This is a genomic window from Nocardia heshunensis (assembly GCF_054782115.1).
Genome location: NZ_BAAGTC010000020.1, coordinates 25,760 through 46,566, shown reverse-complemented (window position 1 = coordinate 46,566; position 20,807 = coordinate 25,760). Strand labels below are relative to the sequence as shown.

General features: G+C 66.5%; 13 protein-coding genes. 3 read left to right on the top strand and 10 right to left on the bottom strand.

Annotated features, from left to right (window positions below; all coding sequences use genetic code 11):
• Positions 1-98 precede the first annotated feature (98 nt).
• Together ACYVN4_RS36395 and ACYVN4_RS36390 are read right to left on the bottom strand one after the other, a co-directional pair.
• The gene (locus tag ACYVN4_RS36395) at positions 99-2,381 is read right to left on the bottom strand and encodes a HelD family protein (RefSeq protein WP_460727918.1); all 2,283 of its coding nucleotides are present in this window, start codon (positions 2,379-2,381) and stop codon (positions 99-101) included.
• A gap of 187 nt (positions 2,382-2,568) precedes the next feature.
• Entirely contained in the window at positions 2,569-3,903 is a 1,335-nt protein-coding gene (locus tag ACYVN4_RS36390; protein ID WP_460727260.1) for a diguanylate cyclase domain-containing protein, read from the bottom strand.
• Positions 3,904-4,128: 225 nt separating this feature from the next.
• Here ACYVN4_RS36390 and ACYVN4_RS36385 point away from each other — a divergent pair, with 225 nt between their 5' ends.
• Positions 4,129-5,274: a beta-ketoacyl synthase N-terminal-like domain-containing protein gene (locus tag ACYVN4_RS36385; RefSeq protein ID WP_460727258.1), complete on the top strand. Its 1,146-nt coding sequence runs from the start codon at positions 4,129-4,131 to the stop codon at positions 5,272-5,274.
• 136 nt (positions 5,275-5,410) lie between these two features.
• On the opposite strand, the gene ACYVN4_RS36380 is transcribed toward ACYVN4_RS36385, so the two are convergent.
• A complete protein-coding gene (locus ACYVN4_RS36380) occupies positions 5,411-7,219 on the bottom strand; it encodes a GAF domain-containing sensor histidine kinase (RefSeq protein WP_460727256.1) in 1,809 nt (602 codons plus the stop codon).
• 71 nt (positions 7,220-7,290) lie between these two features.
• The gene (locus ACYVN4_RS36375; protein ID WP_354846173.1) at positions 7,291-7,938 is read right to left on the bottom strand and encodes a response regulator transcription factor; all 648 of its coding nucleotides are present in this window, start codon (positions 7,936-7,938) and stop codon (positions 7,291-7,293) included.
• Positions 7,939-8,197: 259 nt separating this feature from the next.
• On the opposite strand from ACYVN4_RS36375, the gene ACYVN4_RS36370 reads away from it, so the two are divergent.
• Positions 8,198-9,028 (top strand): sigma 54 modulation/S30EA ribosomal C-terminal domain-containing protein, encoded by an 831-nt coding sequence (locus ACYVN4_RS36370; protein ID WP_460727253.1) that lies wholly within the window; start codon positions 8,198-8,200, stop codon positions 9,026-9,028.
• Between the two features lie 121 nt (positions 9,029-9,149).
• Positions 9,150-12,146 carry an excinuclease ABC subunit UvrA gene (uvrA, locus tag ACYVN4_RS36365; protein ID WP_460727251.1) on the top strand — a complete coding sequence of 999 codons (2,997 nt, stop codon included), beginning with the start codon at positions 9,150-9,152 and terminating at the stop codon, positions 12,144-12,146.
• Positions 12,147-12,221: 75 nt separating this feature from the next.
• On the opposite strand, the gene ACYVN4_RS36360 is transcribed toward uvrA, so the two are convergent.
• From ACYVN4_RS36360 to ACYVN4_RS36335, 6 genes are all read right to left on the bottom strand, one after another.
• Positions 12,222-14,150: an ATP-binding cassette domain-containing protein gene (locus ACYVN4_RS36360; RefSeq protein WP_460727249.1), complete on the bottom strand. Its 1,929-nt coding sequence runs from the start codon at positions 14,148-14,150 to the stop codon at positions 12,222-12,224.
• 32 nt (positions 14,151-14,182) lie between these two features.
• Positions 14,183-15,358: a type III polyketide synthase gene (locus ACYVN4_RS36355; protein ID WP_460727916.1), complete on the bottom strand. Its 1,176-nt coding sequence runs from the start codon at positions 15,356-15,358 to the stop codon at positions 14,183-14,185.
• Positions 15,359-15,420: 62 nt separating this feature from the next.
• Positions 15,421-16,929, bottom strand: coding sequence for a fatty acid desaturase (locus tag ACYVN4_RS36350; RefSeq protein WP_460727247.1), 1,509 nt, complete (start codon positions 16,927-16,929; stop codon positions 15,421-15,423).
• A 234-nt stretch (positions 16,930-17,163) separates the two neighbouring features.
• The gene (locus ACYVN4_RS36345; protein WP_460727245.1) at positions 17,164-17,997 is read right to left on the bottom strand and encodes an LppX_LprAFG lipoprotein; all 834 of its coding nucleotides are present in this window, start codon (positions 17,995-17,997) and stop codon (positions 17,164-17,166) included.
• Positions 17,998-18,311: 314 nt separating this feature from the next.
• Entirely contained in the window at positions 18,312-19,025 is a 714-nt protein-coding gene (locus tag ACYVN4_RS36340; RefSeq protein WP_460727243.1) for an alpha/beta fold hydrolase, read from the bottom strand.
• A gap of 201 nt (positions 19,026-19,226) precedes the next feature.
• Entirely contained in the window at positions 19,227-20,774 is a 1,548-nt protein-coding gene (locus ACYVN4_RS36335; RefSeq protein ID WP_460727241.1) for a hypothetical protein, read from the bottom strand.
• Positions 20,775-20,807: the final 33 nt, after the last annotated feature.

Sequence of the window (20,807 nt, the reverse complement as noted above, 5' to 3'; positions counted from 1 at the left end):
CCCCACACCCGGGAGGATACGGGGGCAAAGCCCCCGAACCCCCTTTACTACGAAGCGGCCGAGCCCGAATGGGCTCGGCCGCTTCGCTGTTGGCAGAGTCAGCTCAGCCGGTGCAGGACCTCCGGGAGGTCTGCCGAATGCACGACGGCCAGGCGCTGGGTGGCGCGGGTCAGCGCCACGTACAGGTCGTTCAACCCGCGCGGCGACTCCACCAGGATCTGCTGCGGTTCGGCGAGGATGACCGCGTCGAACTCGAGACCCTTCACATCGTGGACGGTGAGCACGCGCACCGAATCATCGGTCAGATGAGCCAGTTCCGGGGCCAGATCGTGCGGCACGATGACCGCCGTGGTGCCCGGCTGTTCGGCCTCGGCGGCGATCAACCGCTTGATCTCGTCGGCCAGTTCGGTCGACGCCACCCGCACGGCGGTAGGCGCGAATCCCGAGTCGCGGACCGAGCGCGGTGCGGGCGCGGCCGGGTCGATGGCGGCCAGCACGTCGCCCGCCACCGCCATGATCTCCGAGGGCGTGCGGTAGTTGACGGTCAGCTCGGTGAGCTTCCACCGTTTGGCCACATACGGTTCCAGCACCTGCTGCCACGAGGACGCGCCCGCCGGGTCACCGGTCTGCGCGACATCGCCGACCGCGGTGATCCAGCGATTCGGGATGCGCCGCATGACCATTCGCCACGCCATCTCCGAAAGCTCCTGTGCCTCATCCACGATGACGTGCCCGTAGGTCCAGGTGCGGTCGCCCGCGGCACGCTCGGCGGTGGTCTGGCGGGTGCGCACCTGCTGGCGTTCGGCCAGCTGGGAGGCGTCGATGAGGTCGTAGGCCATGAGCAGTTCCGGGTCGAGGTCGTCCTCGAGATCCTGTGGCGCGGAACCGGTCAGGATGTCCAGGGCGTCCTGCGCCTCGGCCAGTTGGGCCCGCCAGCGCCGCCGCGAGCGTTCGCGTTCTTCGCTGTCGTCGATGCCGAGCAGTTCGGCCAGCTCGTCGAGCAGCGGGGCGTCCGCGGCGCTGAACTCGCCGCTGTCGGAGCGGTACAGCTCGGCGCGGTCGGCGGCGCTCATCGGCCCGGCCGCATTGCCCAGCCGCCGCGGATCGGCCCACAACCCGCCCAATACTTCCTGCGGGGTGAGGATCGGCCACAGCCCGGCGATGGCGCGCTGGATCTCCGGGTCGGCGCGCATCTCATCACGGATCTCGGTGAGATCGGTCTGGCTCAACAGGTTTCGCCCACCCAGCGGGTTCGCGCCGATGGCCGCCGCCAGCTGATCGGTGAGTGCGTCCACCACCCCGGCGGCGAAGATCGGCCGCGCGAGATTGTGGGCGCGGCGCGAGGAGCGGGCGCGGCCGCGGGCCTTGGTGGCGATCGCGCGGTTCAACTCCAGCTGATGCCCGTCGAAGTAGAGCCGGATCGGCTCCCGCGGCACCTCCTGCCAGTCGCGCACCGCCTTCTTGAGCACCTCGAGCATGGCCAGCGAGCCCTTGAGCTCCCCGGCCCGCAGCGAATCCTCCAGTGTTGCGCGCACTCCCGGGTACAGGTCGCCGATGGTGGACAGCAGCACGCCGGTCTCACCCAGCGACGGCAGCACCTGCCCGATGTAGTCGAGGAAGGTGGAGTTCGGGCCGATGATCAGGACACCGGCCTTGTCCAACTGCTGACGGTAGGTGTACAGCAGGTACGCCGCGCGGTGCAGCGCCACCGCGGTCTTGCCGGTACCGGGACCGCCCTGCACCACGAGCACGCTCTTGTGCTCGGAGCGGATGATGGCGTCCTGTTCGTGCTGAATGGTTTCGACGATGTCGTTCATGTGCCCGGTGCGGGCGGCATTGAGTGCGGCCAGCAGGGCGCTCTCGCTGCCGACGCCACCGTCGCCGCCGATCACGCCGTCGCGGCGGGCGGCATCCAGATCGAGGTACTCGTCGTTGATCGAGGTGACGCTGCGGTTGCGGGTGCGAATGTGTCGACGCCGCGTCACGCCGTCGGGCGCGGCGGTGGTGGCCAGGTAGAACGGGCGGGCCATCGGGGCACGCCAATCCAGCAGCAGGGTCTCGTAATCGGCGCTCTCGTCGAGGATGCCGATGCGGCCGATGTAGCGCAGTTCGCCCTCACCCGCGGCGCCGTTGCCGTTGCTGCCCGGCTCGCCCGTGCCGTCGTCGGCGATATCGATGCGGCCGAAACATAGGCCGTGTTCGGCGGCATCGTATTTGGCGAGATCCTCGGAGTAGAGCTGGCTGAACGACTCGCGTTCGGTGCGTGCCTGCGGGGTGCCGCCGGTCTCCAGCAGTACGGTGCGCAGCCGCCGCTGGGCGTAGGCGCGCATGCCGTCGAGCTGTTCGTAAAGCTTCGTGAGGTACTGCTGCTCGCGCTCCATGTCCGGGGATACCGCGTTGGCGGCTTCTGACACGGAACGCTCCTCGGTGAGGTCGGGCAAAACGGAACTCCTTGTTCACCACGTCTGCCGGCACGGGCGCGGCACGCGAAGCATCGAGAACAGAGTTATCGAGTCTAGTTCGCGATTGCGGCGCGTGCCGTACCGGCTGGTTAACGTGACGAGGAGCTCAGGAAGCGTGGGTGCTGTCGCTGCGGCGACTCAGCGTCGTGCTCTGGTGATCGGTCGCCTTGGCCCGGTACATCGCCAGATCGGCGTCGTGCAGGACGGCCTCGGGGGTGCGGCCGTCACCGGCGTGCAGATGGGTGACGCCGATGGAGGCGTCGACCTGGATGCGGTGCCCGCGCGCGATGATCGGCTCGGCCATGGTCTGGCGCAGCCGTGTCATCAATGCCTCGAGATCGTCGCCCAGGGTGCGTCCGGACAGCAGCACCAGGAATTCGTCGCCGCCGATGCGGCCCACGATGTCGTCGGCGCGCAGCCCGCGTTGCAACCGTTGCGCCACGATCTGCAGCACGGTGTCGCCGATGGCGTGGCCGAGGCTGTCGTTGATGGCCTTGAACCCGTCCAGGTCGATGAACAGCACGCTCGACACCGGCAGATTCTCGCTGGTGCCCAGCGCCGCCGACAGCCGCGAGAGCACCAGCGCCCGATTGGCCAGCCCGGTCAGCGGATCGTGGGTGGCCTGATACTCCAATTGCCTTCGGCTGGCCCGGAATTCGGTGATGTCGTTGAACGAGGACACCGCCGCCGATTCCGGATCGTCGGGATTGAGCAGGCGGCTGTTGGCCGAGAGCCAGCGCCGCTGCCCGTCGGGCCGGTCGAGCCCGAACACGAAGCGGGTCACGATCTCCCCGGTCGCCAGCGTGCGGATCACCGGATACCAGGAGGTCGGCATCGGCTGGGCGTTGGCGTCGAGCAGGCACAGCGGAATGTCGTAGATGTGGGTGCCGACCAGGTCGTCGGCGTCGTAGCCGAAGATGCGGCGCGCGGCCGGATTCGCCGACTCGATGCGGCCGTCCTTGTCGATCACCACGACGCCCTCCTCCAGCTGCGACACCACGGTGGTGAAGAACTGTTCGGCGCGTGCCGCGGCGGCCTCGGCGGCACGCTGCGCGGTGAGGTCGTGCACGACCACCTGGTAGGCGAGGTGCTCGTGCCAGGCGGTGAGCACCGAGACGGTCTCGACGTCCACGCTGCCGCCGTCGCAGCGGCGCAGGGTCATCTCGGTGGGAACCGACGCGGTGCCGGCGATGGTGAGGCGACGGATGCGCTCGAGCATGGGGGCGACGGAGTCGGGTTGGACGAAATCCATGACCGGCTGGCCGACGACGTCGTCGGGGGTATCGGCCACGAGTAGGCGCAGCATCGCCGGGTTGGCGTAGACGACGGTGCCGCGCTCGTGGACCACGACCCCGTCGGGGCTGTAGTCGACGAGGGATCGGTACCGCTGGGCCAGCTGTTCGGCATCGGCCGGGTCGTTCGCCCGATCGTTACCCGCCACTTCATGCACCCCCTGCTCGTCGTTGCAACACGTCGCTGGAGCACGGCACCATACTCGTTATCTGAAAAGTTGCTAGTGCACGTTCTCAGCGGTATTGAATGAATCACAGTCCTGCACAGCATCGGCCCGAGATTGGTGATCATTACGGGCAGTGTCCCGAAAGGAGCGATGCAAATGCCTGGCACCATCCGCGAACCCGAGACCACAGGTCGGCATCAAGATCATATGACGATTGCCGGAATCGGAGCCGTCACCGGGTACGGCTGGGGCCGTGAAACCCTCTGGGAGGGTTTGCTGAGCGGCAAACCCGCCGCTCGGCTCTTCCCAGGGTACGGGCCGCAGCGCGATCGCAACGGATGGGTTGCCCGCGTGCCGGAAGGTGGCGATCCGGACTTGCCGGACAGCCGGTATCTGCGCGCGATCATGGGCGCGGCGCGCGAGGCGGTCGCGGATGCGCACGAGCGCGGCTGGCGGCCCGGGCGCACGGTCGGGCTGCTGCACGCCATCGTGCTCGGCAATGTCTACGAGTGGCGCGACTTCTACACCGTCGACGGCGGGCAGCGGCGTTCCCGCGACTATCTGCGATTACTTCCCTCGACCCCGGTGTCGATGCTGATGACCGAGTTCGGGTTTCACGGACCGGCGATGAATGTGACCGCGGCCTGCTCCTCGTCCAACGTGGCGATGATCACCGCGCAGATGTGGATGGCCCAGGGCATCGTCGACGACGTCCTGGTGGTCGCGACCGATATGTCCGCTATTCCGGAAATGGTGCAGCCCTTCGTCGGACTGGGCGCCGCGGTCGACGACACCGACCCGCTCGACGCCTGTCGCCCGTTCCAGGAGGGCAGCCGCGGCTTCGGCTTCGGTGAGGCGTCGATGGGATTCGTGATGACCCGTGAGGCCGACCGCCCCTACGCGGCGGTGCTGGGCGGGGGCATGTCGAACGACGGCCACCACGTGATCTCGGTAGAACCCTCCTACGAGCAGATCTTCGAGTGCGTGCGCCGCGCCTTGGCCAGCGCCGACGTGCACCCCGAGGAGGTCGCCTACCTCAACACCCACGGCTCCGGCACCGCCCAGTGCGACGCCGCCGAAACCGCCCTGCTGGCACAGCTTTTCGACGATCGCCCCCAGGTGGTGGCCCTCAAGCCACTCGCCGGGCACTGCCAAGCCGCCTCGGCCGGTGTCGAATTGGCCGCCGCCGCTCTCGGATACGACCGTGACGTGCTGGTCTCCGCCCCCATCGTCGCCCCCGCCCACGCCCGCCTGGTCGACGGCGTCCAGCAGGGCATGAACGGCATCACCGTCAAAACCGCCCTCGGCATGGGCGGCCACAACTCCGCGGTGGTCCTCGGCCCGATCGGCTGACCCACCGCCCCGTCATTCCGGCGGGTCAGCCAACCCCGTCATTCCGGCGTGCTTTTGGCCGGAATCCGACGCGGTGGGTGTGGATCCCAGCCAGAAGCACGCTGGGATGACGAAACGGGTCCTCGCCGAACGGATCTCAGTGCAGCGGCACGGACCAGTGCAGTTTGGTGCCGGTGCTGTTGGTCGAACCGGCGTCGTCTTCTCCGGTGCCGTTGTCGCCCTTGCCGTTCTTTGCGCGGCGGGGGTAGACCGCGAGGCTGCCGCCGGATTGTTCGGCGCGGCGGGCGAGGTTGGTGAGGCCGCTGGGGATGATGCCGTCGGGGATGCCGCATCCGTTGTCGGCCACCACGATGGTGAGGTCGTCGGCGACGCCGATGTCGATGGTGATGGTGTCCGCGCCGGAGTGCCGGACGGCGTTCGAGACGGCTTCGCGGACAACGGCTTCCGCGTGGTCGGCGAGAGCGGGTTCGACGACCGACAGCGGGCCGGTGACGTGCATGAGGGCGCGGATGTCGGTGGCGGTGGTCTGCTGTTTGATCGCGCGTTCCAGGCGCTGGCGCAGCCGGGTGCTGTGCCCGTCGCCGCCGTGCAGGTCGAAGATAGAGGTGCGGATCTCCTCCACCACGTCCTGCAGGTCGTTGATGGCGTCGGAAAGCCGTTGCTGCACTTCGGGCAGCCGGGCGCGCGGCACGGTGCCCTGCAGTGACAGCCCGATGGCGAACAGCCGCTGGATGACATGGTCGTGCAGGTCGCGGGCAATGCGGTCGCGGTCGGTGAGGATGTCGAGTTCGCGCATGCGCCGCTGCGCCACCGCCAATTGCATGGCCAGCGCGGCCTGATCGGTGAAGGCGGCGATCAATTCCACGAGTTCGTCGGTGTAGGGCGCGGATTCGGCGGAGCGCAGCGTGATCAGCACGCCCAGGGTGGAGTCGGGCGTGTGCAGCGGCAACACCAGCGCGGGCCCGATCCAGGGGGTGGGCAGGCCCAGGTCGATGTGGCGGGCGTCGTCGAAACGCAGCGGGGTGCGGGTGGTGAGCGCCTGACCGACGGCGGTGCCGGTGGCCCGCACCACCTGCCGGGGTGGCATGGACTTCTTCGATTTCGAGGACTTGGTGGGCGTCGGCGTCTCGCCGGGTCCGGCCCATTGCGCCACAACGAGTTCCGCGACCTGTTCGGGTAGATCGTCCGGATCGACCACGGCCAGCAGTGCCCGCTGCGAGGCCGTCAGCTCGCGCGCGTGCTCGACCACGTGCGCGAGCACCTTGCTGGGCTCGGTGTCGGCGAGGAATTCGGTGGCGATATCGCGGGTGGCCTCGATCCACGCCTGCCGGGTGCGGGCCTGCTCGTAGAGCCGCGCATTGTCGACGGCGATACCGGCCGCGGCGGCGAGCGCCTGCAACAGCACCTCGTCGTCCTCGGTGAAGGGATGCCCGCCGGATTTCTCGGCGAGATACAGGTTTCCGAAGACCTCGCCGCGGATCCGCACCGGCATGCCCAGCAGGGTCCGCATGATCGGATGGTGGGGCGGGAAGCCGACCGCGGCCGGATGCCGCGCGAGATCGTCGAGACGCAGCGGTTCGGGCTTGTCGACCAGCAGGCCGAGCACGCCGTGCCCCTCGGGCAGGTCGCCGATCAGCACCCGGGTCTGTTCGTCGACGCCGTGAAAGATGAACTGGCTGAGCTGCTTCTCGTGCCCGCGCACCGCGAGTGCCCCGTAACGGGCGTCGACCAGGATGGTGGCCGCGCGCACGATGGTGCGCAGCGTCTGGTCCAGATCGAGGCCGGAGGTCACCGTGAGCATGGCCTCGACCAGCCCGTCGATGCGGTCGCGGGCGTCGATGATCTGTTCGACTCGGTCCTTGACCTCGGTGAGCAATTCGCGTAATCGCAGTTGCGACAGCGTTTCACGCACCGAGTAGGGGCCGGTGCGGGGAATGTCGTGCATGTTTGTCCTGCGGTCCGGCGGATGCGACACGGCAGGGGAAGTCTATGCGCTTCGCGGTTGCCGGAAGGTTGTCATGCCGAACGTGACTGTCCCGTACGGAGTTTCGAGGCCAGCACGGCGGCCTGGGTGCGCCGTTCCATGCCGAGTTTGGCCAGCAGCCGCGAGACGTAGTTCTTGACGGTCTTCTCGGCCAGGAACATGCGTTCGGCGATCTGCCGGTTGGTGAGGCCGTCGCCGAGCAGGTCGAGCAGTTTGCGTTCCTGATCGGTCAAACCGGCCAGCGGGCCGTCGAATTCGGTGCTGCGCCGCAGCCGCGCCATCAGGGCGGCGGCCGCGCGATTGTCCAGCAGCGAGCGGCCGGCGCCGACCTCCTTGATGGCCTTGGCCAGCTCCATGCCCTTGATGTCCTTGACCACGTACCCGCTGGCCCCGGCCAGGATGGCGTCCATCATGGCCTGTTCGTCGGTGTAAGAGGTGAGGATCAGGCAGCGCAGATCGTCGATGTCGGCCAGCAGATCCCGGCACAGTTCGATGCCGTTGCCGTCGGGCAGGCGCACGTCGAGTACCGCCACATCCGGGCGCAACGCCGGGATCCGCGCGAGTGCCTGGGCGACATCGCCGGCCTCGCCGACCACCGTGAGTTCGGGATCCTCCTCGAGCAGATCGGTCAGGCCACGGCGGACGATCTCATGATCGTCGACCAGGAAGACTTTGATCACGACGGCCTCCAAGCTCATCGGTGTCGTGGACGCGTGAGTACTGCGCGCGAGTGGTATGGGCCAACGTAACTCGTGGCGCGCCAGGGAGATACCGCCGAAGGTCCCTAATTCCCGTACCAGTGAACGCGCGATGATTTTTTGTCGGAGAATTTTCCCTGAAAGTGGTCGGTTTTGGGACTTTCGGCACTGTCGGGGGCTGGGAGGGTGTGTTGCCATGGAGTCGGGTTGCCGGGTCGGAACACGGAAAGCGGGGTCGGCTATGGGCGCGTTCGATGTGTGGTCGAGTGGAATCGATCCGGATTTCGTAGTGGCCACACAGGGGCCCGTCCCGTCGGGGGAGGTGACCCGGGTGGTGCGTGGTTTGGGCAGAATTCTGCGCCGCCACGGAGTGGAAGGGCCGGTGCGGGTTCGCCTGCACTGGCCCGACTCCGAATCCGGCACCACGCTGGTGCAGGCGAGCATCCGAACGCTGGGGAAGGCGTTCCGGGTGCAGGTCGCCGGGCCGGGCCGGTTCGCGGCCACCTTCGCGCTGGAGCGGCTGGATCTGCGGCTGGGCTGCCCGCCGGACGAATTGTCCCGGCCCTGGCCGGATCCCGCGCGACCCTCGCTGTCCGCGATCACCGATCTGCGACCGATCGTGCGGCGCAAGGACTGTCGACTACAGGTGGCCACACCCGCGGCGGCCGCGCGGGTGCTGGACGCCATGGACTATGACGCGCACCTGTTCCTGGATTCGGAGACGGGTGCCGAGGCGGTGGTCTGCTGGACCGGACCGCTCGGGGTGCGGACCGTGGCACGGGCGCGGGACAGTGTGCCGTCGCTGCTCGAGGACGAGGCGGTCGCGCGGTTGTGCACCAGCGGGCTGCCCTATCTGTTCTTCACCGACGCCGATGCCCGGCGCGGTCGGCTGCTGTATCGGCGCTTCGACGGGGATCTCGCGCTGGTGACCGCGACCGGGTCGGAGGATCGGGTGCGCGAGCGGGACCGGGATCGGGGCTTCCAACCGCGCGCGATCGCGGGCTGTGTGCGACGGACCCTGCCCAGCATGGGCAGCATCGTCGCGAGTACGGCCATCGAGAAGTTGGCCTGACCTCCTGCAATAAACACGCTGTGACCAGCGTTTCAGCTGCCGTAACCAAACTTGTCGGTGGGTACCCCTAGCATGGCCGTCGGGGGTATGTCTGGATGCTGAAACGTTGGAAGGATGGCCAGTGGCGGATCGCCTGACGGTGCGCGGAGCGCGAGAGCACAACCTCAAAGGGGTCGACCTCGACCTACCTCGCGACAGTCTCATCGTTTTCACCGGATTGTCCGGTTCTGGCAAGTCCTCGCTGGCCTTCGACACGATCTTCGCCGAGGGACAGCGCCGCTACGTGGAATCGCTGTCGGCGTACGCGCGCCAATTCCTCGGGCAGATGGACAAACCGGATGTGGACTTCATCGAGGGCCTGTCCCCGGCGGTGTCCATCGACCAGAAGTCGACCAACCGCAACCCGCGGTCCACGGTCGGCACCATCACCGAGGTCTACGACTATCTGCGTCTGCTGTTCGCGCGTGCGGGCACCCCGCACTGCCCGGTCTGTGGCGAGCTGATCGCCCGGCAGACCCCGCAGCAGATCGTCGATCAGGTGCTGGCCATGGAGGAGGGCACCAAGTTCCAGGTGCTCGCGCCCGTGGTGCGCACCCGCAAGGGCGAATTCGTGGACCTGTTCGAGTCGCTGAACTCGCAGGGCTATTCGCGTGTCCGGGTCGACGGCGTGGTGCATCCGCTGACCGACCCGCCCAAGCTCAAGAAGCAGGAGAAGCACGATGTCGAGGTGGTCGTGGACCGCCTCGCCGTGAAGCCGAGTTCCAAACAGCGTCTGACCGATTCGATCGAGACGGCGCTGCGGCTGGCCGACGGCATCGTGGTGCTGGACTTCGTGGATCGCGACGAGCACGCCCACGATCGGGAGCGGCGCTTCTCCGAGCGGCTGGCCTGCCCGAACGGGCACCCCCTCGACATCGAGGATCTGGAACCGCGGTCGTTCTCCTTCAACTCGCCCTACGGCGCCTGCCCGGATTGCACGGGTCTGGGTATCCGCAAGGAGGTCGATCCCGATCTTGTTGTGCCGGACCCGGATCTGAGCCTGGCCGACGGCGCCATCGCGCCGTGGTCGCGCGGGCAGACCGCCGAATACTTCACCCGGCTGCTGTCCGGACTGGCCGAGGCGATCGGCTTCTCCATGGACACGCCGTGGAACCAGTTGCCGCTCAAGGCCCGCAAGGCGGTGCTGGAGGGCAGCTCCGAGCAGGTGCACGTCTCCTACACCAACCGCTACGGCCGCAAGCGCTCGTACTACGCCGATTTCGAGGGTGTGATGCCGTTCCTGCAGCGGCGCATGGACGCCACCGAATCGGAGGCGATGAAGGAGCACTACGACGGGTACATGCGGGACATCCCGTGCCCGGTGTGCAACGGCGCGCGACTGCGGCCGGAGATCCTGGCGGTCACGCTGTCGGCGGGGGAGGACCGCAAATCCATTGCGGACCTGTCGGATCTGTCGATCGGTGATGCGGCGGTGTTCCTCAATGGGCTGACGCTGGACGAGCGGCAGGCGGCGATTGCCGTGCAGGTGATCAAGGAGGTGCAGGCACGGCTGGGCTTCCTGCTCGATGTCGGCCTGCAGTACCTGACCCTGTCGCGCGCGGCGGCCACCCTGTCCGGTGGTGAGGCGCAGCGTATCCGCCTGGCCACCCAGATCGGTTCCGGCCTGGTCGGCGTGCTCTACGTGCTGGACGAGCCGTCCATCGGCCTGCACCAGCGCGACAACCGCCGCCTCATCGAAACCCTCACGCGCCTCAAGAGTCTCGGCAACACCCTCATCGTGGTCGAGCACGACGAGGACACCATTCACGCCTCGGACTGGGTGGTCGACATCGGCCCGCTGGCCGGTGAGCACGGCGGCCAGGTCGTCTACTCGGGCCCGTACGAGGGACTGCTGAAGGACAAGCGATCCCTCACCGGCGCTTACCTTTCCGGCCGCGAGCAGATCGAGGTGCCGCTGGTGCGGCGGCCGATCGACCGCAAGAAGCAGCTCACCGTGGTCGGTGCCATCGAGCACAACCTCAAGAACATCGATGTGAGCTTCCCGCTAGGTGTGCTCACCGCGATCACCGGCGTCTCGGGTTCGGGTAAGTCGACGCTGGTCAACGACATTCTCGCGACCGTGCTGCAGAACAAGCTGAATGGCGCGCGGCAGGTGCCGGGCCGCCACACCCGGGTCAACGGCCTCGATCATCTCGACAAGCTGGTGCAGGTCGACCAGTCGCCGATCGGCCGCACCCCGCGCTCGAATCCGGCCACCTACACGGGTGTCTTCGACAAGATCCGCACCCTGTTCGCGGCCACCACCGAGGCCAAGGTGCGCGGCTATCAGCCGGGCCGCTTCTCCTTCAATGTGAAGGGCGGCCGTTGCGAGGCGTGCTCGGGCGACGGCACCCTCAAGATCGAAATGAACTTCCTGCCGGACGTTTACGTCCCCTGCGAGGTCTGCCACGGCGACCGCTACAACCGCGAAACCCTCGAGGTGCACTACAAGGGCAAGACCATCGCCGAGGTCCTCGACATGCCGATCGAGGAGGCCGCGGAGTTCTTCGAACCGGTCACCTCCATCCACCGCTACCTCAAGACGCTGGTGGACGTCGGTCTCGGCTATGTGCGCCTGGGCCAGTCGGCTCCGACGCTGTCCGGTGGTGAGGCGCAGCGCGTGAAGCTGGCCGCCGAACTGCAGAAGCGTTCCACCGGCCGCACCATCTATATCCTCGACGAGCCCACCACGGGTCTACACTTCGAGGACATCCGCAAACTGCTCGGCGTGATCAACGGCCTGGTGGACAAGGGCAATTCGGTCATCGTCATCGAGCACAACCTGGATGTCATCAAGACCTCCGACTGGGTCATCGACATGGGCCCCGAGGGCGGCTCCGGCGGTGGCACGGTCATCGCCGAGGGCACCCCGGAAGACATTGCGGCCGTGGCCGACAGCTACACCGGGCAGTTCCTGAAGAACGTCCTCGACGCCCAGTCCGCCGCCCTCACCGCCGCCCCGGCGAAGAAGGCGGCCAAGAAGGCCCCGGCCAAGAAGACCGCCCCGAAGACCGAGGCACAGGCCGCCGCCGCGAAGAAGGCGACCGCGGCCCGCCGCAAGGCTGCCGCGCTGCGCTGAGACAGGCAGACAGACGAAGGCCCCGCACCGGATTCAGTGCGGGGCCTTCGTGTTTCGTGCCTACCGGCTGCGTGCCTATTCGGCTGCGGCCAGCGGTGTCAGCTCCTTGACCTCGGCGATCCGCCCGAAGTCGAGCTTCACGATCTGGTCGGCGCAGTCGAAATACCGGTCGTCGTGGGTGATCACGATGACGGTCTTGCCACGCTCCTTGAGCTTCACCAGGATCTCCCGGTAGAAGACGTCACGGAACTTCGGCTCCTGATCGGCGGCCCACTCGTCGAACATGTAGATCGGGCGATCCTCGAGCAGAGCGGTCAACAGCGCCAGACGCTTTCGCTGACCCTGCGACAGGGCGACGGTCGACAGGCGGCCGTTCTCCACGGTGACCTTGTGGTCGATCTGGAGATCCTTCAAATGCTTGCGGACCTCCTCGTCGATGCCCTCGTCGAAGCCCAGGTAGTCCTCGAACAAATGGAAGTCGGTGAAGACCGCCGAGGTGTTCTGCCGGAACCATTCGATGTTCTCGTGATCGATCCGCTCGCCATTGAGCGACAGGTGGCCCTGCTGCGGGACGTAGAGACCCGTGATCAGTTTGGCCAGTGTCGATTTGCCGCTGCCATTGCCGCCCACGATGAACGTGATCCGGCCGGGCTCGAAGGTCAGATCCAGCGGGCCGAGGCTGAAGCCGGTGCCGTCGGCCTCGGGCGGGGCCACGGGCGCGCCCATCGGGACCGGCCGTCCCTCGTGGCCGCCGTGATCGAGGAACCTGTGCCCGTTGACATCCGGGCGATCACTGCCGGGACGCGGACCCTGCGGCGGCGGGCCGCCAGGGCGTCCACCCGGATGCGGTCCGGGTCGTCCACCCACGGGCGCACCGGGAGCGCCGGGACGATTGCCCCCACCCGGGTGCGGCCGCGCACCCCCACCCGGGTGAGGTCCGGTTCCGGGCGGCGGACCACCCGGCACGGGCGGGAACGCCGGCGGCGCTTCCGTCAGGTAGTGGTAGCTGACGTCATTGAGTTCCAGCCGCGCTGCGGTGGCGGCAGGCCGCTCGGTGTACGGCAGCGTGGATTCGTCGTGCGCGGTCTGGATGGACAGATTCAGCGAGCGAATCTTGGACAGCGCCACGTCACCCCGCAGCAGATCGGGAATGCGGTTCATGAAGTTCTGCATGGGCATCGAAAGGAACGTGGTGACAAGGACATAGCCGACCATGGCGTTCTGCGGCAGATGCAGAGCGCGCGCCAGGCCGAACAGGATCAGCGCCATGGTGCCGAGCTGCAACAGCTGCCCGAAGCCCTGCGCGAAGGTCATCTTCGATCCGGCATCGGTGTTCTGCACCCGCAGCTTCTCGGCCGAGCCGAGCAGATGCTTGTCCATGAAATCGCCACGCCGCCCGCGGTGCAGCTTGAGCTCCTTGATGCCCAGTGACACCTCTTGGAAGGAACGGATCAGGCCGTCCTCGTTCTCGCGGGCATCCCGGTACAGGCGCCGCACCGTCTTGAGAACCGTTTCCACACAGGCGATTCCGAGCAGGGTGCCCGCGACCGTGGTCGCGAAGATCGGGCCGGACACGATCGCGAGGAAGATGAAGCAGCCGACGATGGTCGCCAGATCGATGCAGATGCTCGGAATGGCGGTCACCGCCTGCGACAGCGACCGCACGTCCTCGGTCAGTGTCGCGATCAGGCGGTGCTGCCCGAGCCGCTCGAGATGCTCGAGCGGCGCGGACACGATGCGCGCACTCAGGTCCGCGCGCAAGCGGTAGATGGCTTCCTGAGCGAGCCGGATCAGCAGCACCTGCGAGATCACACCGCTGATCAGGATGATCAGCGCGGTCGCCACGAAGGCCTGCACGGTGACGGCCGGGTGCGGTTCCGGTGACACCACTCCCCGAATCAATGTCACCAGGTAGGTATTGGCCGCACCGCAGACCAGACCGGAGGCGATGACGCCCGCGATCCGCATCCACGAGATGGAGATGAGGAATCTGATGAGTTGCATGACTGCTGGCCTTACTTACAAGGGCGGTTGGATCAGGGGCGGATCACGTCGAACAGCACACCCTCGAGGGTGACACCCGGCGCGAAGGAGAACGCCACACCCGTCGAGATCGGCTGATCGGCCTGCTGCGCGATCATCTGCTCGAGCACGAAAATCAGTGAGACGCTGAGCATGTTGCCGTATTCGGCGAGCACGTCCCAGCTGGTCGACGCCTGCTCGGGGCTGAGCCCGAGCGAGCTCACCGACTGCTCGATGATCTTCGGACCGCCCGGGTGGATGGCCCACAGATCGACATCGGACTTGCTCATGCCGTGGCGCGCCAGCACCCCGGTCACCACCGGATCCACCCCGTTGAGGATGTACTGCGGCAGGTTCTCCGACAGCTCGCAGGTGATGCCGTTGTCGTTGACGCCCAGGACGATTCCGTCCTCCGCGTCGTCGAACAGGTAGCTGAAGCTGTCGCGGATGACGATCGAACCCGCTGCCAGCGGCTGCTGCGGGTTGCTCGCGCCGATGACCACCGCGCCGCACCCGTCACCGAAGAGGCTGTGGATGATGACGTCGTTGATGTTGTCGTCGAACACGGCGTTCACCGAGCTCAGCTCCAGGCAGATGACCAGCGCCTTCTTGTCCGGGTGCGCCCGGACGAAATCGACGGCGGCCCGCACCGAGTTCATGGCGGCGGCACAGCCCATGAAGTTCACCATCACCCGATTGATCGTGGGCGAGAGGCCGAGCTGCTTGACCACGGCCACATCCACGCCGGGCGCGATGAAGCCGGTGCTGGTCGCGAAGACCATCATCCCGATCTCCGACGCCGGATCCTCCAGGTGCGCGACCGCGCGGCCGGCCACATCCACGGCCAGCGGCACCGCGTGCTCGTAGAAGGTGTTCATCCGATCCCGGATGGTGCCGACTTCCTTGCTGTAGGACAGGAATTCGGGGTCGACCGGGTTGACCGCCAGATGCCGGGTGGTGATCCGGGTCTTCTGGTAGATCCGCGGAATCCGCGCCTGCTGCACCGGATCGCTGAACAGCTCGGCCACCTGGGCGGCGGCCTCGGCCTGCGAGAAGATCTGCTGCGGTGCACCGGTGGCGATGGACTCGATCACGCCGACGGTGGTCGGCGGGGTGGGCGGCAACGGTGTCGGTGCGAAATCGTAGCCGGGCTCGCTCCCCACGAACCGGGTGGACGTCGCGGGCACCATGCCCCCTTCATCAATGGTGATAGACACGAAATACTCCCCTCGATTTTCTAGATGGAATCGGTTCAGACAGTTCCGATTCCGGTGAAGCCCTGAACCGTGTAGACGGCGCAGGTCTTCAGAGCAAGCGGTGAGAAGTGCTCCTTCATGAACCCCCACTTGCGTTCCACCGCGTCGTCGGACGGCGCGAGAATGTAGGTGCGGATCTGCTTCGGGAAGCGATCGGTGAAGAAACTCTTGGCCGGCAGCCATTCCACACCGAACTTCGCGGACTCCTCGCGCAGCACATCCTCGGTCGCGATATTCGCGAAACCGCTGCGCTGGTAGGGGAGTACGTGGTGCACCCGGTGCGAGCTGAGGCCCGCCGACAGGAAGCAGTCCACGTAGCGATTACCGACCACCTTCAGGTCGTAGGCCTGCTCGATCTGGTCGACGCCCCAGTCCTCGGAGTTGTGCTCGAGTTCCTCGGTTTCGACCTCGAAGTCGTGGCTGGCCACCACCAGGAAGGTGGAGATCCACAGGCTGAACACGAATTGCAGTGCCCAGGCCCAGAAGTCGCCCATCACGATGAACGCGACCATCTCGCCGATGAGCAGGAACCGGACGCCGAAGGAACCGATGAAGTGCGGCAGCGCCCCACCCCAGGTGCCGTACATGTCCTTGATGCCCACCTTGCGGGTGAGTCTGCAGACATCGAGCAGGCGCATCAGCATGCCGGTCACGGTGTGGCCGAACTTGTGCATGGTGTGCACCGGAATCCGGTACAGCCGCGGGATCCGCATCATCATGGTGAAGACGTTCTTCTTGATGTCGACTTCACTCTGGGTGTGCGGGTGGTGCAGCAGCGCGTGGCCGTCCGCGGTCACGAAAGCCAGTGCGACGTAATTGAAGTCGAAGGCGTTCGTGTAGATCTTGTTCATGCCCTTCTGGGCCCGGTGGATGGCGTAGTGCCCGAAACCGGCCAGGCTGCTGCGCAGCAGCACCATGGCGATCACGAACACCGGCAACGGCATCCAGCTGCGCTCGAACAGGCGCAGGCCCTGCACCGCGAAGTACGCGACCGCGAGAATGGCCACCACGATGTTGAAGTAGGTGTCCATGCGGCGGATGCGCGCGGCCAGCTCGGGTTCCTTCAGGCGCGCCTTGACCTTGTGTAGCAGGTCGTCCTTGTTGTCGAAGCTGAACTTCGGGGTGTCGCGCCAGCTGTCGAAGCCCTCGTTGAACAGGAAGGCGGGGGCGTTGGCCTTGGGATGAATATCCTCGGGCAGCGCGTCGCGATCCAGCGAGTACTTCTTGATGATCTTGCCGATGGCTTCCGGATTCTTGTGGTACGAACCGATAATCGAGGTGATATCCCGGTTCTTGGTCCGGCCGATGAAGAACTCGCCGCCCGGATGCTTGGAAATCCAGTCGCTGAGGTCGTAGGCTTTGCCGTTGTAGACCCAAACGTTCGATACCGGGGGCGGACCGTCGAGCGGAGGGCGGCGAAACTCACCCTCGGGTTCGCGGCCTTCGATCGTCGCTTCGGCTTCCGGGCTTTCGATTGCCTCGGCCGCGGGCTGTTCGATCGTCATTGCTTCCCTCCACACGCAGGCACGACGTTTGAACTGTCAGACGAAATCGTCGATGCCGCGCCTTGTATTTCACTGAACAATCTCTTGTAGCGATCTCGCATTGTTCGCCGGTCGATAGCCGACCGCCGTGCGAAACGTCAAAGCCGGTCCGGGGTTTGGCGGACGACAGCCGTTGCCGCCGTTGCGTTGTCCCCGAACCGGCTCCGAACTCACTTCACGGGCGGAAGCCCGGTTTTAGCCACCCGGCTTGGTGACGTGGACTTCCTTGCCCCAGTTGGACAGGGTGACGGTGACATTGCCGGCGTCCTTGGTGACGATGGCGCGCACCAGGTTCGGGCCGGTGCCCGGCGAGGCGGCCGCGGACGGCAGCGTGGTGCCGGTGCCGCTCGGCGGAGCGACGTCCTTGATGTAGACGACGATCGGGAAGGTGCCGCCGTCCTTGCCGATCTGCGGGACGATCGGGTCGATGACGGTGGCGTCGATGGTGCCGGACACCTTCACGACATCGATGCCGTCGATCTTCTCGCGGCCCTCGGCCTTGGCGTTCTTGATCTGGCCGATGGCGTTGGCCAGGCCCTTGTCCTTGTCCAGGATGATGCCCGGATCGTAGATCTTCTCCGCGGGACCGATCTTGGCGTACTTGCTGCCGTCACCGGTGTAGAGGGTCTTGTCGACCACCAGGAACTTGGTGTCGGTGAAGTCGGCGTCGTCCGACTTGATCTTGACCTTGGCCTCACCGATGGCCTGGCCGGCGCCCTGCGGCTGGTTGGTGATGTCGGCCTTGATGCTCTGGAACGGCAGGCCCGGGATGTTGGAGACATCCAAGTCCGCGTGCACGTTCTGCAGGGTCTGGGTGGTCTTGGCGGACTCGGCGACGATCTGCGCGCCGTCCGGCAGCTGCGACGGCGGGGCCGCCTGCGAGGTGGTGGCCTTGCTGTCCGAGTTGGACGACGAGGAGCAACCGGCGACGAGCGCGGCGACGGCGGCCGCGGCGATCACGACCGGCAGCACGCCGCGCCGGAGACGGCGTCCGGACGTACGTTTGTCTTGGGAAATCAGCTGATTCATGTACAACCCCCGAAGCTTCCATTCGATCTCGTAGTTTGGACAGCCTTGCCGCTGCCCGTCGTAGTATGCAGCACATCGCCCCCGTCCGCGCCGGACGAGGCGATACTCCGGCATCCAACCAGCACTGCATTCGTGTCGCCAAGAATTTTGATCACCCAGCGACGCAAGCGATTACCCCGCAAACTAGAATTGTCCCACGTGGGGTCGAGTGTTAACAGGTTTGCAGAGCTCGCAGCAAGCCGAGCGACCGCTTATCCGGATGCTGTTCCATCGCTGGATATTTGCCGAATTGTCGCTGAATAATCGCTGAATACTCAGCGCCCGGCAGCCTCGTGAATCAACTCCGCCAGCTCGACCGGCTTCGACCACATCGGCCAATGCCCCGTCGGCAGATCCACGTACTCGGCATCGATGAGCCGCAACTCCTGCATCAACGTCGGCACTTCCTCCGCATCCTTGAACTGCAGGAGCAGCTCCGACGGGAAGCTGCAGCAGATCACCGTGGTCGGAATCTTCAGCCGCGCAGGCGAATCGCTCAGCCGCACCGGCTGTCCCGCGACCCCGGCCGGAACCGGAACCGCGCGCTCGCGGAACCGTGCCAGCATCGCTTCGTCCAACCCGGCCAAACTGTTCCCCGCCGCCTCCACCTCTGCCCAGGTGTCCGCCAACGGAAACTCCGCCGCCTCTCCGAGTGCCGGATTCAGCACAAACCCGTCCGGCATCGGCGCGGTGTCGGCATAGATCACCCGCGAAAACCGCTCGGGCGCTAGGTCGGTCGCCATATATCCCGACGCGGCGGCCCCCGAATGCACCACCAGCACCACGGCATCGTCACCCGCCGAAGCGTGCTCGACAATCGCCCGCGCCTGAGTCTCGAGCGTCGCCGCCAACCGCTGCGGATCCTCCGGATCCTGCCCCGGCAACGTCAACGCCTCAACCTCGTCCCCTCGCGACCGCAATTCAGCGGCCACCTGATCCCACGCCCAAGCCCCCAGCCAAAACCCGGGAACCAGCAGTATCCGTGCCATACCCCGAGCATGGCACACCCCACCGACACCGAAAACCCCTCTGTCCTGGGGTCTCTCACCCACCTCCACGCCCGGCCCGCGCATCCTGGCCCTTTGCGCGCCCACATCGAGGTCAGCCCCCCGCGCCAATTTTCCGGTCCGGAAAACCCACCCCGCCAATTGATCTCGCAAACCTCCGGCTCTCGCCACGGCAGGCTGGAACTACCCGCGGCTCAACCCCAGCCGAAAACTCAACAGCCGCTGCGGCTTCGTGGGGATGTCAGCGGCGCACCACAACCGCGACGGTGAATCGATCCCTCGCTCGCGCAGGGCGGTCAACACCGCGATCGAGATGTCGCGCCCGGAAGCCCGCTCCGGTGGGTAGTCGGCTGCCCGAGCTTGCCCGTCGGCCCCCAGGATCTCCAGCCGAGAGCCCTTGTCCCCGAAGCATCCCCGTGCGAGCCAACCGTTGGGTTCGTCGCATCGACCGAGAGTCCACTCGACCCGGCCCACGTAGGGGTGCAGCAGAGCAACATCCGTCGCGAGCGATTCGAACGTCTGGCGAAGGTAGGTCTTGAATCGCGCCCACGTCGTCGCCTCGGCTTCGACGTAGTGCCACTCCTCGTACCCGGCATGCTCCTCGTACGGGAGGCCGTCGTCAGGCGTGGCCCGCCAACTGTCGTAGGGATTCCGTCCGCGGTTGATCTCCCACCCTTCGCGAGTGGCATTCTCTCGCACGGTGGTTGGGCTAACGGTCAGGGATACCGAGGTGAGACTTTCGCTGTCGTGCGAGAGCATGATGGTCGACGTTTCCCGCCGCCACTCGGCGCAGGTGGCGCGTCCGCCCCCGATGCGTGGCGGCGGACCGAGCAGCCGCACGCAGTGCTCCAGTGCCACCCGAAAGGCGTTGGCGCTGACTTCCGCTGACAGCCGCTGTCGCAGGTTCAGGCTCTCGAACTCGCTGGATCCGAGTTCCTCGGCGGTGTCCGGGCGATCCGGTGCCCTCACCGCGAGGAGACGGATCCACTCCCGGTCTGTGTCGAGTTCGACGAGGGGATGATCGCGAAGGATGGGATTCTCATGGATCGCGTTCGGCCAACCGGTTGATTCCGTGATCCGCAGGACATCGGTAGCCGACCAGGTGCCTGGATCTGCGTGCACCAGTGGCGGAATCACGGCCAGGAAGGTGCTCGGGTCGGTGAGCTGCCGCACCTTCTCAGCGATTTCGACTTCTCTCCTGGCGATGCGGTCGCGTTCCGCCCGACTCTGCAGGCGCAGATAGGTTTTGCCGCCGCTCGCGCAGAGATCGACCACGATTTGCGGGTGGTTCCAGCCTTGGGGTGGCTCCGCCCATGCGGCCGTCGGAGCGCCCCACAGCGCACGGAATCGGGTATCGAGCTCTTCGAATGCCAGGTCGATGTAGTCCGGATCATCGTCGGAGCGTGCCGGGGCGATGTCGACGATGATGTCGGTGAAGGCCTCGCCCATGCTCGGGAAACGGATGCCGGGTGAGTCGCCGTGGACGATGCTTACCCGCTCGGGATAGACCGCCGCGAGCATCTCGACATGACGCGGCACCTGCTCATTCCGCAGCGCCGCCTCTGCTCGCCGCGTCGCGAGCCAATCCTCGCGTTGGACGCTGGACGCGCCCCAGCCTAAGTACTCCGCGAAGCGCTCCGCGTCACCCGCGGTCCACGTCCAGTCGAATTGTGTTGCGGCGATCGCGATTTCCACGGCCGCAGTGAGGTCCGCCCCCGGTTCTCCACCCATCGTCCGAGCCTACAAGCTGGACGGGGGAGGGGC

Bases quoted from the DNA above. Each gene is read 5' to 3' on its own strand.
- ACYVN4_RS36395 (WP_460727918.1), bottom strand. From the start codon at position 2,381: ATGGAGCGCGAGCAGCAGTACCTCACGAAGCTTTACGAACAGCTCGAC.
- ACYVN4_RS36385 (WP_460727258.1), top strand. From the start codon at position 4,129: ATGACGATTGCCGGAATCGGAGCCGTCACCGGGTACGGCTGGGGCCGT.
- ACYVN4_RS36380 (WP_460727256.1), bottom strand. From the start codon at position 7,219: ATGCACGACATTCCCCGCACCGGCCCCTACTCGGTGCGTGAAACGCTG.
- ACYVN4_RS36370 (WP_460727253.1), top strand. From the start codon at position 8,198: ATGGGCGCGTTCGATGTGTGGTCGAGTGGAATCGATCCGGATTTCGTA.
- ACYVN4_RS36360 (WP_460727249.1), bottom strand. From the start codon at position 14,150: ATGCAACTCATCAGATTCCTCATCTCCATCTCGTGGATGCGGATCGCG.
- ACYVN4_RS36355 (WP_460727916.1), bottom strand. From the start codon at position 15,358: ATGGTGCCCGCGACGTCCACCCGGTTCGTGGGGAGCGAGCCCGGCTAC.
- ACYVN4_RS36350 (WP_460727247.1), bottom strand. From the start codon at position 16,929: ATGACGATCGAACAGCCCGCGGCCGAGGCAATCGAAAGCCCGGAAGCC.
- ACYVN4_RS36345 (WP_460727245.1), bottom strand. From the start codon at position 17,997: ATGAATCAGCTGATTTCCCAAGACAAACGTACGTCCGGACGCCGTCTC.
- ACYVN4_RS36340 (WP_460727243.1), bottom strand. From the start codon at position 19,025: ATGGCACGGATACTGCTGGTTCCCGGGTTTTGGCTGGGGGCTTGGGCG.
- ACYVN4_RS36335 (WP_460727241.1), bottom strand. From the start codon at position 20,774: ATGGGTGGAGAACCGGGGGCGGACCTCACTGCGGCCGTGGAAATCGCG.